Source organism: Bifidobacterium pongonis (genome assembly GCF_019331805.1).
In the GTDB taxonomy this organism is placed as follows: domain Bacteria; phylum Actinomycetota; class Actinomycetes; order Actinomycetales; family Bifidobacteriaceae; genus Bifidobacterium; species Bifidobacterium pongonis.
On record NZ_JAHBBE010000030.1, the window covers coordinates 19,692 to 33,342 of the forward strand.

General features: G+C 63.2%; 11 protein-coding genes and 1 other RNA gene. 8 read left to right on the forward strand and 4 right to left on the reverse strand.

Features of this window, described 5'->3' with window-relative positions; genetic code table 11:
• Positions 1-6: 6 nt before the first annotated feature.
• The 4 genes from KIH75_RS07800 to KIH75_RS07815 all read left to right on the forward strand — a co-directional run bounded on the left by KIH75_RS07800 (position 7) and on the right by KIH75_RS07815 (position 3,425).
• A complete protein-coding gene (locus KIH75_RS07800) occupies positions 7-807 on the forward strand; it encodes an amino acid ABC transporter ATP-binding protein (RefSeq protein WP_219056187.1) in 801 nt (266 codons plus the stop codon).
• Between the two features lie 159 nt (positions 808-966).
• Positions 967-1,200, forward strand: a complete 234-nt coding sequence (locus tag KIH75_RS07805) for a DUF3046 domain-containing protein (protein WP_219056188.1) — start codon at positions 967-969, stop codon at positions 1,198-1,200.
• A 315-nt stretch (positions 1,201-1,515) separates the two neighbouring features.
• The gene (gene recA / locus KIH75_RS07810; protein WP_219056189.1) at positions 1,516-2,724 is read left to right on the forward strand and encodes a recombinase RecA; all 1,209 of its coding nucleotides are present in this window, start codon (positions 1,516-1,518) and stop codon (positions 2,722-2,724) included.
• A 5-nt stretch (positions 2,725-2,729) separates the two neighbouring features.
• On the forward strand, positions 2,730-3,425 hold the full coding sequence (locus KIH75_RS07815; RefSeq protein WP_219056190.1) for a regulatory protein RecX: 696 nt from the start codon (positions 2,730-2,732) through the stop codon (positions 3,423-3,425).
• 176 nt (positions 3,426-3,601) lie between these two features.
• Here the strand turns inward: KIH75_RS07815 and rnpB are convergent.
• Positions 3,602-3,973, reverse strand: an RNA gene (rnpB, locus tag KIH75_RS07820) — RNase P RNA component class A.
• A gap of 179 nt (positions 3,974-4,152) precedes the next feature.
• Here rnpB and hpf point away from each other — a divergent pair.
• The 3 genes from hpf to trpD all read left to right on the forward strand — a co-directional run bounded on the left by hpf (position 4,153) and on the right by trpD (position 9,190).
• Positions 4,153-4,818 (forward strand): ribosome hibernation-promoting factor, HPF/YfiA family, encoded by a 666-nt coding sequence (gene hpf, locus KIH75_RS07825; protein ID WP_219056191.1) that lies wholly within the window; start codon positions 4,153-4,155, stop codon positions 4,816-4,818.
• Between the two features lie 215 nt (positions 4,819-5,033).
• Positions 5,034-7,883 carry a preprotein translocase subunit SecA gene (secA, locus tag KIH75_RS07830; protein ID WP_219056192.1) on the forward strand — a complete coding sequence of 950 codons (2,850 nt, stop codon included), beginning with the start codon at positions 5,034-5,036 and terminating at the stop codon, positions 7,881-7,883.
• Positions 7,884-8,137: 254 nt separating this feature from the next.
• Positions 8,138-9,190, forward strand: a complete 1,053-nt coding sequence (trpD, locus tag KIH75_RS07835; protein ID WP_219056193.1) for an anthranilate phosphoribosyltransferase — start codon at positions 8,138-8,140, stop codon at positions 9,188-9,190.
• A 154-nt stretch (positions 9,191-9,344) separates the two neighbouring features.
• Here trpD and KIH75_RS07840 read toward each other — a convergent pair whose 3' ends face one another.
• The gene (locus KIH75_RS07840) at positions 9,345-9,902 is read right to left on the reverse strand and encodes a hypothetical protein (protein WP_219056194.1); all 558 of its coding nucleotides are present in this window, start codon (positions 9,900-9,902) and stop codon (positions 9,345-9,347) included.
• A gap of 48 nt (positions 9,903-9,950) precedes the next feature.
• Here KIH75_RS07840 and KIH75_RS07845 point away from each other — a divergent pair, with 48 nt between their 5' ends.
• Positions 9,951-10,700 carry a lysophospholipid acyltransferase family protein gene (locus KIH75_RS07845; RefSeq protein WP_219056195.1) on the forward strand — a complete coding sequence of 250 codons (750 nt, stop codon included), beginning with the start codon at positions 9,951-9,953 and terminating at the stop codon, positions 10,698-10,700.
• Between the two features lie 89 nt (positions 10,701-10,789).
• On the opposite strand, the gene KIH75_RS07850 is transcribed toward KIH75_RS07845, so the two are convergent.
• Positions 10,790-12,946: a Stk1 family PASTA domain-containing Ser/Thr kinase gene (locus KIH75_RS07850; RefSeq protein WP_219056196.1), complete on the reverse strand. Its 2,157-nt coding sequence runs from the start codon at positions 12,944-12,946 to the stop codon at positions 10,790-10,792.
• A gap of 67 nt (positions 12,947-13,013) precedes the next feature.
• A partial coding sequence (locus KIH75_RS07855; protein WP_219056197.1) for a polyprenyl synthetase family protein occupies positions 13,014-13,651 on the reverse strand: 638 nt, incomplete at its 5' end.

Here is a 13,651-nt window from a genome sequence, read left to right on the forward strand (position 1 = left end):
GCGACAATGACCAACGAAACGACAGCAACCTCGAAGAGCACCCCGGCAGTGAAGGCCGTCCAGGTGCATAAGGCGTTCGGCGATCTGCATGTGCTCAAGGGCGTGGATATGACCGTCGAACCGGGCAGCGTCACCGTGATCCTCGGACCGTCCGGTTCCGGCAAGTCCACGCTGCTGCGCCTCATCAACCAGCTGGAAACCCTGACCGGCGGCAGCATCGAGGTCGACGGCGAGATGATCGGCTACAAGTATGTCGAGAAGAAGGGCCAGCGCGTGCTGCAGACCCTGAACGACAAGGAGGTGGCCGCGCAGCGCGCCAAACTCGGCATGGTGTTCCAGCGCTTCAACCTCTTCCCGCACATGACCGCGCTGGAGAACGTGATGGAAGCCCCGGTGCACGTGCGCCACATGGGCAAGCAGGAGGCCAGGGAACTGGCCGTCCATGAGCTCGAACGCGTCGGCCTGGGGGAGCGTCTGGATTACTACCCCTCGCAGCTGTCCGGCGGCCAGCAGCAGCGTGTGGCCATCGCCCGCGCGCTCGCCATGAAGCCCGAGATCATGCTCTTCGACGAGCCGACCTCCGCGCTCGACCCCGAACTGGTGGGTGAGGTGCTCAACGTCATGCTCGAACTCGCCCATGAAGGCATGACCATGATCGTCGTGACGCATGAGATCGGATTCGCGCGTGAAGTCGCCGACCAGGTCGTGTTCATGGACGGCGGCGTGGTCGTGGAACAGGGCGGTCCGGAGATCATCGACAATCCGTCCGAACCCAGGTTCAAGGACTTCCTGCAGCATGTGCTGTGATCGCCGTTGACGCGGTTGCGCCGTTGCTCGGTTGCGCCGCATGACGGTTAAGCCCCATGGCATTCGTGCCGTGGGGCTTTTCGTTTGCGGTGTTTGCGGTGTTTGTGGTGTTTGCGGGCGCGTGCGGCGTATCGTTCCGGCGGCGTACACTGGGTCCCCATGCAGGAACGGGAATTTTGGCAGCTGGTCGAAGAGGTGTTCGGGCGCAGTTACGGCAGGGCGCTGGCCCAGGATCAGGAACTGACGGGGTTGGAAGACATGACGGCGGTGGAGGCGCTGAAAGCCGGTGAGGAGCCGCGCGTGGTGTGGAACGTGCTGTGCGATCAGATGGACATTCCCGATGCGAAACGTTGGGGGCGCGACCATAATGCGCCTCCCATGCCCGTGCGATGAGCCGCGTGCTTCGGGTGAGGCTGGCGTGACGCGCCGACGCGTCCGCGGAATGATGGGCATACGGCGATTATCGAGGCGACGATTCGAACAAATGTTCGCATGTGAGGTATAGTTATCCACAGCGAATATCGCGGACGCCCGCAGCGGACGTCGTCGATGGTGGTGCGAAAGGCGTTGTCCTGATTGGGATTCGTCGGCATCCGCGCATTCCGGCAGGGGTGTGTCGACCACAGGGGTCGGCCGTTCTTGACCGGCGGCGCATCGGCCCCATACCGTGGAGGCATGTTCGTCAACTGATTCCCGAAGGAGAACATCATGGCACAGAACACCGGCGCTGATCAGGCGAAGCACGAGCTTGATCCCAGGCGCAAGGCCGCCCTCGACACCGCGCTGGCGCAGGTGGAGAAGAGCTTCGGCAAGGGGTCCGCAATGAGGCTGGGCGACAGGCCGGAGCAGAACGTCGAAGTCATTCCCACCGGTTCGCTGGCCCTTGATATGGCGCTCGGCATCGGCGGTCTGCCGAAGGGGCGCATCGTGGAAGTGTACGGTCCGGAATCCTCCGGCAAGACCACGCTGGCATTGCATGTCGTGGCCAACGCGCAGAAGGCCGGTGGAGTGGCGGCGTTCATCGACGCCGAGCACGCGCTCGACCCGGTGTACGCCCGCAAGCTCGGCGTCGACACCGATTCGCTGATCGTGTCGCAGCCCGACAACGGCGAGCAGGCGTTGGAGATCGCCGATATGCTCATCCGTTCCGGCGCCCTCGACGTCATCGTGATCGATTCCGTGGCGGCGCTGGTGCCGAAGGCCGAAATCGAAGGCGATATGGGCGATAGTCACGTCGGCCTGCAGGCCCGTCTGATGAGCCAGGCGCTGCGCAAGATGACCGGTGCCCTGGCGCAGGCCGGCACCACCGCCATCTTCATCAACCAGCTGCGCGAGAAGATCGGCGTGTTCTTCGGCAACCCTGAAACCACCACCGGTGGCAAGGCGCTGAAGTTCTACTCCTCGGTCCGTCTCGACATCCGCAGGATCCAGACCATCAAGAACGGCGACGAGGCTGTCGGCAACCGCACCCGCGTCAAGGTGGTGAAGAACAAGATGGCTCCGCCGTTCAAGTCCGCCGAATTCGACATGCTGTACGGCGAGGGCATCTCCCGCGAGGGTTCGGCGCTCGACATGGCCATTCAGGTGGGCGTGGTGAAGAAGTCCGGCTCCTGGTTCACCTATGAGGGAGACCAGCTTGGCCAGGGCCGTGAGAACGTCCGTAACTTCCTGAAGGACAATCCCGCCATCACCGAGGAGATCGAGAACAAGGTGAAGGCCGAGTTCGGTCTGATCGACCCGATGGACCAGTTCGCCGAGGATGATGCGACCAAGGCCGCCGCCGAAGCGGATAAGAACGTCGAGGCCGTGTCCGCCAGCGAGAAGAACACCGGCGAGAAGAGTGCCGGTGAAAAGGGCGCTGGCGCGAAGCCTGCGGATGCCAAGGCCGCCAAGGCGAAGCCCGCGGCGAAGGCCTGACGGGCATGATCTCCGCACAGGAGTTCCTTGCGCAGCACGGCCTCCCGGAGGGGAATGCGGTTCCGGATCCTTTGGAGGGGCCGGAGCCGCAGAAGCCGGGTGAAAGAGCCACCGACGCTGGCAATGCTGGTGATGTCGGCATTGCCAGCGCCGTTGGCATCACCGCCACAGGTGCGTTCAAGACCGGCATTGCCAATGACGCTTCCGCACCTCGTACAGGGAAGTCGGATTCCTTCGATCCGCAGGATTTCGACGCCTGCCGTGAGGCGGCGTTCCGTTTGCTCGACGCCGCGCCGCGTTCCACCGGCTCGTTGCGTCAGCGTCTGGCGGACAAAGGGTACGCCGAAGGCACGGTCGACGACGTCATCGACCGTCTGATCGAATTGCATTTGCTGGATGACGAGGCATATGCCAGATCGGTGGTCCGGTATTGCGTGAACCGCATGATGGGCTACCGTGGCGCGGTGATGGAGATGCGCCGCAAAGGCGTCGCCCCGTCACTCGCGCACAGGGTCGCCGACGAGGCGGCCGCGCAGGGCGCATTCGAGGAGGCGGCTTGGGAACTTGGCCGCAAGGTGGCCAGGAAGACCCGTGGGCTGGATGGGCGGGTGCGTATGCGCCGGTTCTGGTCCGCAGGGGGTCGCAAAGGGCATGATTCCGACACGCTGCGGCGTGTCGCGCATGAGCTGCTGAACGGCTGATCCGGCGTGTCGTACGGCGTGTCGCGTCGTGTCGCGTTTCGGAACACGCAAGGCGACATGGCATGAAACGGGGGAGTGGGGCGAATTTGCCCGACCATGAAACCCCAAGTGCCAAGTGACGAAGCGGGGAAATAACGGTGTTGACGCGGCGATGCGCCAAACGGGATGACAAGAATGAAATGAGACCTCTTATACCCCGGGTTCTGTCGTGTGCCAGGCACACGGATGGCCATCCATCTCGACCCAACGTCACCGCTGGGCTCTAGCGGCCTACCCGATGGCACGGGCGAGCAGCCCTTACCGCCATCTGTTTGGCCTTGCTCCCGATGAGGCTTGCCAAGCGGCCCACTGTTACCAGGGGCCCGGTGGTCTCTTACACCGCCGTTTCACCCTTACCTTCCAACCGAAGCCGAAAGGCGGTCTATTCTCTGCTGCGCTATCTCTCAGGTCACCCTGGGCGGACGTTATCCGCCATCGTGCTCTAGGAGCCCGGAAGTTCCTCAGACGGGCATGCGTGCATGCCCGACCGCGGCCATCAAGAGGTCTCAAACGCACAACTATACCAGCTTTTGCGAATAAGAAAAACCAAGGAAATTCACAGATTTTTCTGCGGTTTGTTCCCGGTGTTTGCCAAAAGCTCGTTTACAATAAAACGTACCCGGTCAGTGAAGACACGGCTGGAACGCAAATAGCGGTTGGCGCCGCTTGAGTTTATTAGGAGGTCCACATGGAAATCGTCATTACCGGACGTCACACTCAGATCAAGCAAAGGTTCCGTGATGTCGTTGAGAGCAAGATGAATCGTGTGACCGCTATCGCTCCCGATGCGCAGCGCGCCCAGATCGTTCTGTCCCATGAGGGCAATCCGCGTCAGGCGGATACCGCCAAGCGCGTGGAGATCACCATCATCGCCGGCAGCACCGTGGTTCGTGCCGAAGCTTCCTCCGCTGACGAGTTCAGCGCACTGGATATGGCGCTCGACAAGCTGACCCTGCGTCTGCGCCGCACCCGCGACCGCCGCAAGGATCACCGCCGCGGCTATGAGAACCCGGTTCCGGTTGATCTGGGTGTCATCGAGCCGCAGGCCGAGCCCGAGGTTGAGGAAGAGCCCGCCGAGGAAGTCGAGAACAGCCCCGCCGCTGCCGTCGCCTCCGATCTTGGCCCGGGCGAATCCGTCGAAGTCCAGGTCGGCGACACCCCGATCGTGATCCGTCGCAAGCTGCACATCGCCGAACCGATGACCATCGACGAGGCGCTGTACGAGATGGAACTCATCGGCCACGACTTCTTCCTGTTCGTCAACAAGGAGACCGGCCGTCCGTCCGTCGTCTACCACCGTCACGGTTGGAGCTACGGTGTGTTCGAGATCGATACCCCGGAGAACGTGAACTGAAGATTAATCCATATACGATCATGAGTCGGTGAAAACGGGGCCCGCGTCGTTCGCATACGGCACGGGCCCCGACTCATGCTCGAATCTTTCGCCATCTGCACGGCAATGACAGCGTTATCGGCAATGTCGCGTAAGATGGTTGGCAGTGTGCCCGGCCATAATGGCATAGAATGCCTCACGGGTACTTAATATCGCGACCGACACAGGAGCAGAACGTGGTAGATATTGTCGACAAGGCACTGCGCATGGGCGAAGGCCGTCAGATCAAGAAGCTTGAGGGTGTCGCAAAGGCCGTGAACGCTCTCGAAGATGAGATCTCGGCGCTTTCGGATGAGGAACTCAAGGGCCAGACTGCGAAATTCAAGCAGCAGCTGGAGAACGGCAAGAGCCTCGACGAGATGATGCCGGAGGCGTTCGCAACCGTGCGTGAAGCCTCCAAGCGTGTTCTCGGGCAGCGGCACTTCGATGTGCAGCTTATGGGCGGTGCGGCCCTGCATTGGGGAAACATCGCGGAAATGAAGACGGGTGAAGGCAAGACCCTGGTCGCCACCCTGCCGAGCTATCTGAATGCGCTTGAGGGCAAGGGCGTGCACGTGGTCACCGTGAACGACTACCTCGCCAGCTATCAGAGCGAGATCATGGGCCGTATCTACCGGTTCCTCGGTATGAGCGTCGGCTGCATCATCACCGATCAGAAGCCGCCGGAGCGTCGCAAGCAGTACAACGCCGACATCACCTACGGCACCAACAACGAGTTCGGCTTTGATTACCTGCGTGACAACATGGCGTGGGAGAAGGCCGATCTGGTGCAGCGCGGCCATCACTTCGCCATCGTCGATGAGGTCGATTCCATCCTCATCGATGAGGCCCGTACCCCGTTGATCATCTCCGGTCCGGCCGAAGGCGACGTCACCCGCTGGTACCGCGAGTTCGCCAAGCTGGTCGTCAAGCTGACCCGCGACGAGGATTACGAGGTCGACGAGAAGAAGAAGACCATCGGCATCCTGGACCCGGGCATCACCAAGGTCGAGGACTTCCTCGGCATCGACAACCTGTACGAGCCGAACAACACCGCGCTGATCGGCTATCTGAACAACGCCATCAAGGCCAAGGAACTCTTCCTGCGCGATCGTGACTACGTTGTCACGCACGGCGAGGTCCTCATCGTCGACGAGCACACCGGCCGCGTGCTGCCGGGCCGCCGCTACAACGAAGGCCTGCACCAGGCCATCGAGGCCAAGGAAGGCGTGGAGGTCAAGGCCGAGAACCAGACCTTCGCCACCATCACCCTGCAGAACTACTTCCGTATGTACGACAAGCTCGCGGGCATGACCGGTACCGCCGAAACCGAGGCGGCCGAGTTCATGAGCACCTACAAGCTGGGCGTGCTGCCAATCCCGACCAACAAGCCGATGCAGCGCATCGACCAGGAGGATCTCATCTTCCGCACCAAGAAGGAGAAGCTCGCCGCCATCGTCAAGGACGTCGCCAAGCGTCACGCCGCCGGCCAGCCGGTGCTGCTCGGTACCGCAAGCGTCGAAAGCTCCGAAGTCGTGTCCACGCTGCTCGATGTGGCCAAGGTCCCGCACCAGGTGCTGAACGCGAAGCAGCACGACAAGGAAGCGGCCGTCGTGGCCGTCGCCGGTCGTAAGGGCGCCGTCACCGTGGCCACCAACATGGCAGGCCGTGGTACCGATATCATGCTCGGCGGCAACGTCGAATTCCTCGCCGACGCCAAGCTCAAGGCCGACGGCTATTCCCCCGAAGACACCCCGGACGAGTACGAGAAGCGTTGGCCGGGCGTGCTGGCGGAAATCAAGGAGCAGGTCAAGGACGAGCATCAGGAGGTCGTCGATCTGGGCGGTCTGTACGTGCTCGGCACCGAGCGCCACGAATCCCGCCGTATCGACAACCAGCTGCGCGGTCGTTCCGGCCGTCAGGGCGATCCGGGCGAATCCCGCTTCTACCTGTCCCTCGAAGACGATCTGATGCGCCTGTTCAACACCCAGCTCGTCGCCCGCGTGATGGCCAAGGGCCTGCCGGAAGGCGAGCCGATCGCCGCCAAGAGCGTGTCCAAGGGCGTGCGCACCGCACAGAAGGCCCGCGAATCGCAGAACTTCGAGATTCGTAAGAACGTGTTGAAGTACGACGATGTGATGAACAAGCAGCGCACCGTCATCTACGCCGAGCGTCAGGCCGTGCTGAAGGGCGAGGACATCCACGAGGACATCCTGCGCTTCATCTCCGACACCGTGATGAGCTACGTCAAGGGTGCCAACAACAGCTCCGACAAGCCGGGCGATTGGGATTGGGACGGCCTGTTCAAGGCGCTCAACAGCGTGATTCCGACCGAGGTGACCATCGAGGACGCCAAGAAGGCCGCCGAAGGCAAGAAGGGCGAGAAGGCCGCCGAAGCCGTGCGCGACGTGATCGTGGCCGACGCCAAGGCCGCCTACGAGGGCTTCGAAGACAAGCTCGGCGCCGAAGGCCTGCGCCAGCTCGAACGCCGCGTGGTGCTCGCCGTGCTCGACCGTAAGTGGCGTGAGCACCTGTACGAGATGGACTACCTGAAGGACGGCATCGGCCTGCGTGGCATGGGTCAGCGCGATCCTCTGGTCGAATACCAGCGCGAAGGCTACCAGATGTACAACTCCATGATCGAAGCGATCAAGGAGGAGACCGTGCAGCTGCTCTTCCACGTGGACATCCAGCAGGTCGCCGAAACCGAGGATCTCGAATCCGAGTCCGATGAGGATGCCGCGGTGAACGCCACCCAGGCCGAACTCGGCATCGCATCCGCCCCGGCCGCGAACACCGAAACCGAAGGCCCCAGCGAGGACGGCGATGAGGTCGTGCGCGACGAGGACGGCAACCCCGTCATCGTCGGCCCGGCACCGGTCAGCCACGCCGAAGGCAAGGTTCCGGCCAGCAAGCAGCCGAAGAGCGAGGAGCTGAAGACCCCGTGGGCCGATGGACGCACGTTCCCCGGCACCGGCAAGAACGCTCCGTGCCCCTGCGGTTCCGGTCGCAAGTACAAGATGTGCCACGGCCAGAACGAGCAGTGAGCGTCTGAGCGTCTGAGCGCCTGAACGTCTGAACGCAACGGCGTAACGTCCGATAACGCAAGCCGCCATACCTTAACCGGGTGTGGCGGCTTGCGTCGTTTCCGGGCACAGGAAGGGGCGATGCCCGGAGCGGGAACGGGGGGGAGCCTGGTCATACCGTGATATGGACGTTCGTCGGCGTGGAAACAGGAAGTCATTACAATGAGGCGGCAATGTACAACAAACGGGCGTGCTGAAGCGCCAAGGAGGGCATCATGGCCGAAATCACATGGAAGTCGATCCTCACCAAGCTGGTCGGAGGGGACCATCTGAGCGCCGAGGAATCCGAGTGGTTCGTCGATGACCTCATGAACGGCAACGCGAATCCCGCGGCCGTGGGCGCGGTGCTCGCCACCCAGCAGCAGCTGGGACTGACCGCCGAAGAGGTGTCCGGCGCGGCCAAGGCCATGGTGGCGCACGCGGTGCCGCTGGACGTGTCTGGCGAGGTCACCGACATCGTCGGCACCGGTGGTGACGGCGCGGCGACCGTGAACCTCTCGTCCATGGGCGCCATCGTGGCGGCCGCCGCCGGCGTGAAGATCGTCAAGCACGGCAACCGTGCGGCATCCTCCGAATGCGGAGCAGCCGACTGCCTTGAAGCCCTCGGTCTGCCGCTCGACCTTGAACCCGCCGCCGTGGCCGAGGTCGCGCAGGAAGTCGGCATCACCTTCGCCTTCGCCAAGACCTTCCACCCGGCCATGCGTTTCGTCGGGCCGATCCGCGCCGCCCTGGGCATTCCGTGCGTGTTCAACGTGCTCGGGCCGCTCACCAACCCCGCCAATCCGAAGCATATGGCCATCGGCTGCGCCAACCGTGCGATGAGCCCCGTCATGGCCGTCGTCTACGCCGCCAACGGTCAGACCGGCATGGTGTACACCTCCAATGAAGGTCTGGACGAAATGGCCCCGACCGGCCCGATCTCCGTGTGGGAGTTCAAGGACGGCAAGGTCACGGAAACCGAATTCGACCCGACCGCAGAACTCGGCCTCGCCAAGGTCACCATCGACGATCTCAAGGGCGGCAAGCCCGCCTACAATGCGCAGGCCGCACGCGACTTCCTCGCAGGCAAGGACGTGCCGTTCCGCTCCACGGCGCTGCTGAACGCCGCATCCGCCATCGTCGCGGACGGCCATCAGGTGCCCGAAGACGGCACGCTGGGCGAACGCTTCAAGGCCGCGTACGCCATCGCCGAAGAGGCCGTGGACTCCGGCAAGGCCGAAGCCCTGCTGAACAAGTGGATCGAAACCGCCACGGCCAAGAAGGCCTGAATCGGACGATAATCCGGGCATACCGGAATACACCCGCGAAACGTTGAGGGGCTCGCCTTCCGGCTGGGAAGGTGAGCCCCTCAACGTTTCGCAGGTCGAATCACACGTCGAATCACACGGATTCGTCGCATCGGCGGACTAGCGCGTCACCGCGTCACACGCGTGCGCCGTCGTCGAAATAATCGGTGCGCGTCTCGTTGAACCCCTTATGCCGTGCGAGCAGCCCCGCGCCGCCGATGATGATGCAGATGCCGGCGATGACGCCGAGCACACCCGTATATGCGGGCAGGAACACGGATGCGATGACGCCGAGCACGCCGACGATCAGCAGAATCCAGAACAGCAGTTTCGCGCCGCCCACATGGCCGATCTTGGGGTTCGGCGGTACGAAATCATCGCCGTACCTGTCCATCACGTCGTCGGTGTCCAGCCAGCTGGAACCCGTGAAATCGCGCGGCCCACGCGAAGGTCCGCTTTTCGCGAACGAATCCGCGGTCAGATCGTCGACGCTGAGCAGCGCCTCCTTCTCCTTGCGCTGCGCGTGTTTCTCGAAGCGTTTCGCGTTGCGCGATGCGGCGACGTCGCTCAGATCGTCCTGATGCTCGGCCTCGAACGCCGCCCATGCGGCATCCAGATCGGCCGGCTTGCTTTCGTCATCCGGCACGTGCTTTGGCCGCTCGTCACCTGCATTGGTATTGTTAGGGTCAGTCATATGTACCACTGTAAACCACGGTGGGCATCGAGTGGAAAGGAACGCCAGGTGCTGTATTGGTTTTTCGTGAACGGGTTCGGCTCCATCGCACGTCATCGTCTCGGACCGACCGTCACCGGTCTGGAGAACATCCCGCGTGAGGGCGGCGCGATCATCGCGGCGAACCATCTGGCCGTCATCGACGACGCGCTGATTCCGATCACCTGCCCGCGCATGGTGCACTTCATGGGCAAGGCCGAATACTTCGAAGGCAAGGGCATCAAGGGCCGTTTCAAGAAGTGGTGGTTCACCTCCGTCGGCGTGTTCCCCGTGGACCGTTCCGGCGGCAACAAGTCCCTCGGCGCGCTGGAACATGCGCGTGAGATCATCGAGGACGGCCACCTGTTCGGCATCCACATCGAGGGCACGCGCAGCCCCGACGGCCGCCTGTACAAGGGGCATACCGGCGCGGCCCGTCTGGCGCTCGAAACCGGATGCCCGATCGTTCCCGTGGCGATCATCGGCTCCGACAAGTTGCAGCCCGTCGGCACGGTCATTCCGAAGAAGGGCAAGACCCAGGTGCTGTACGGCAAGCCGATCGCGGTGGAGAAGAAGGCCGCCGACGAGATCACGCATGACGATCTGCGCACGTTGACCGATAAGGTCAGCGCCGCGATCCAGAAGATGAGCGGTCAGGAGTACGTGCCCGAATACGCGCAGAAGGTCAAGGCGCGTCTGAAGGAGGAGACCGAGGCCAAGGCCGCCGCCGAAGCGGCCGGGAACGCCGAAAACGGGGAACCCAACGGTTCCGCCGAATAATCGATAGACGAACGCGAATCGCCCGTCACTGGAACGGTACCGGTGGCGGGCGATTTACGTTGATCGGCCGGAATCTTCGGCATCGGCTGTCAGACGACGGTGAGCGTCACTACGGTCTTATTGCCGGCATCGTCGCGCACCCGCACCTGATCGCCGGCATTGGGGCTTTGCAGGCGCACCACATGCGTCAGGTCGCCCAACGGCGCGGACTTCTTCACCTCAAGACCGAGGGCCTGCAGGATATTGCTCGCCTCCTCATAGGTTTTGCCCACCACGTTCGGCATGGTCACGGTCTCCGGGCCCTTGGATACCACCACGTCCACGGAATCGCCCCAATGCAGCTGCGTGTCCTTGGGCACGGAAGTCGAAATCACCTCGCCGGAGGCGACGGTATCGCTGTACTCCTCGGTGAAATTGGCCTTGAGCTTCAGATCGTCGAGCGTACGCTCTGCCTCATCCTTCGCGCGACCCGTGATATCGGGCATGGTCACCGGCATAGGCCCCTTGCTCAGCGCGACCTTCACCGTGGCGCCATGCTTGATGGTGACGCCGGGCTTGGGTGTGATGCTCAACGCCGCACCCTCCGGCACATCCATCGAATACTCGTCCTTGGCCGTATCGTGCTTGACGTTCGTGAACCCCGCGTTCTTCAGTGCGGTCAGCGGATTCTTGCCGTTGGCGCTGGTCGGGTCGAGGATATCCGACGGGATCGTGACCATGCGCACGCCCTTGGAGACGACGACGTTCACCTTCTGGTTCTGGCGCATGCTGATATGGCTGTCGACCGCGACCGGGCTGCCGTTCACGGAAGCCGAGATCACATGGCCCTCCTCAACGGTGTCGCTGTAGCCCTTGGTGACCTCGTACGGGATGCCGGCATCCTTGAGCGTCGACTCGTACCGCTTCCAGGAAGCGCCCTGCAGCGAGCAGGAGGAATCGGACGTGCAGGTGACATCGGCGGGCTTGGGCATGGTCCAATAGCTGCCAGGACCCATGAAATACCACCATGCGCCGCCGGCGCACGCCAATGCGGCCACAAGGGCGATGATCGCGATGATCAGCGCCTTCCGGCCACGCTTCGACGCGGCAGCGGTCTTCCGCTTACCGTTCTTCGCGGCGTTATTGCCCGGCATGGCCACCGTCTCATGCTCGCCGGGCGTACCCGCGTTCGGGGCACCGAACACCTGGGTGGAACCGGCGTTGATGGGCGTGGTGGCGTTCGGCTGCGCGCTTGTGCCTGTGCCCGCGCCCGTGCCGGCGAACTGCGCGGTGTTGGCATCGGAAGCCATGTTCGCGGTGGCGGCGGGAGGCGCCGGGGGAGCGGGAGGAATCGGAGCGCCAGCGGCATTCGGCACGGCACCGCCATCAGCCGGCTTGCGGTACATCCACGCGTCCGCGGAAAGCGTGCCGCACAATCCCTGCAATTCCGCCAGCGCGGCCCCCGCATCGGCGGGCCTGGCCTCCACGGAACGCTGCGTGAGATGCTCGATGAAACGCGACACACCCTCATCGATGCCCGGGCATTGCTGCGATACCGGCGGCACATCCTCATGCACATGCTTGAACACCAGGGTCACCGGGTTCTCGGAGACGAACGGCACGGATCCGCTCAGCATCTCCCACGCCATAATGCCCACCGCATACAGATCGCCCTGGGGCGTCGCCTCATTGCGTTCGATGGTTTCAGGCGGCAAGTACGCCGCGGTGCCCAACAGCATGCCCGTGGACGAAAGCGTGGCCGCGGAAGCGACCTTGGCGAGACCGAAATCGGTGATCTGCACGCGGCCGCGATCGTTGAGCATGATGTTCTCGGGCTTGATATCGCGATGCACCACATTCGCCTGATGCGCCGAAGCGAGACCGTCAAGCGTCTCGCCGATCACACGCAGCGTCTCACGCACGGTGAACGTGCCCTGCTGGTTCATCTCATACCGAAGATTCACGCCATGCACGTATTCCATCACCAGATATGCCAAGCCGTTGAACTCGCCGGTATCGTACACCTGGACGATATGCGGGTTGGCGATCCTCGCCGCCGACTGCGCCTCGCGGCGGAACCGTTCGATGAACTGCTCACGATGCGCGCCCTGCGCGAGCTGCGTATGCATCACCTTCAACGCGACGGTACGATTCAGACGCTCATCGACCGCCTCGTACACCGTCGCCATGCCGCCTTGCGCGATCTCGCGTACGACACGGTACCGATCGTCGATCAGCTGGTTCTGTGATGATGCGTCTTCGCTCATGCTTATCGTCAAATCCTTGGTGAGATGGGGAATCCTGGAAATCCGTACGACGGCTCCGGCATTCAGTTTAGCGGCTGGTGATGTCGGGGACGAAACGCGCGCACACCTCGGTGAGCCTGTTTTCCCCCTGTTCGCTCAGCCTGCAATCACGTATCGCCTGCAGGGCACGGCCCCACAGATCCTCGATGCGGCGGCGGGAACGGTCGATCGCGCCGGTGGAGGAGAACAGTTCGATCGCCCTGCGCACATCGGACTCGCCGCGGGACGGCGCCTCGAACATGGTGATGAGCTCGCGCTGCTCGCCGGGGGAGGCGGCCGTAATGGCATCGGCCAGCAACACGGTGCGCTTGCCTTCGCGGATATCGCCGCCGACCGGCTTACCGGTGGCACGGCTCGACCCGATCACGTCGATGAGATCATCCTCCAATTGGAAGGCCAGACCAAGCGGTTCGCCGATGGACAACGCGCGCTCGCGGGCATCGGCCGGTGCCATGCCGCACCCCAGCAGCGCCAGCTCGATGGGAGCGATGGTGGTGTAGCTGGCGGTCTTCCAACGGAACACGTTCAACGAGGCCGCCGCCAGCGCCTCGGCGTCCTGCAGCGGCGCCTGCTCCACGGCCAAGTCGAGAACCTGACCGATCTCCACCTCACGCTGCATGTTCAGGAACGCGGACGTGATCGCGGTGCTGTTCGGCATGAGCGCGG

What these genes read in the sequence shown, in the direction of transcription:
- hpf (WP_219056191.1), top strand. Translation starts at nt 4,153, where the DNA reads ATGGAAATCGTCATTACCGGACGTCACACTCAGATCAAGCAAAGGTTC.
- KIH75_RS07800 (WP_219056187.1), top strand. Translation starts at nt 7, where the DNA reads ATGACCAACGAAACGACAGCAACCTCGAAGAGCACCCCGGCAGTGAAG.
- KIH75_RS07850 (WP_219056196.1), bottom strand. Translation starts at nt 12,946, where the DNA reads ATGAGCGAAGACGCATCATCACAGAACCAGCTGATCGACGATCGGTAC.
- KIH75_RS07840 (WP_219056194.1), bottom strand. Translation starts at nt 9,902, where the DNA reads ATGACTGACCCTAACAATACCAATGCAGGTGACGAGCGGCCAAAGCAC.
- trpD (WP_219056193.1), top strand. Translation starts at nt 8,138, where the DNA reads ATGGCCGAAATCACATGGAAGTCGATCCTCACCAAGCTGGTCGGAGGG.
- KIH75_RS07805 (WP_219056188.1), top strand. Translation starts at nt 967, where the DNA reads ATGCAGGAACGGGAATTTTGGCAGCTGGTCGAAGAGGTGTTCGGGCGC.
- recA (WP_219056189.1), top strand. Translation starts at nt 1,516, where the DNA reads ATGGCACAGAACACCGGCGCTGATCAGGCGAAGCACGAGCTTGATCCC.
- KIH75_RS07815 (WP_219056190.1), top strand. Translation starts at nt 2,730, where the DNA reads ATGATCTCCGCACAGGAGTTCCTTGCGCAGCACGGCCTCCCGGAGGGG.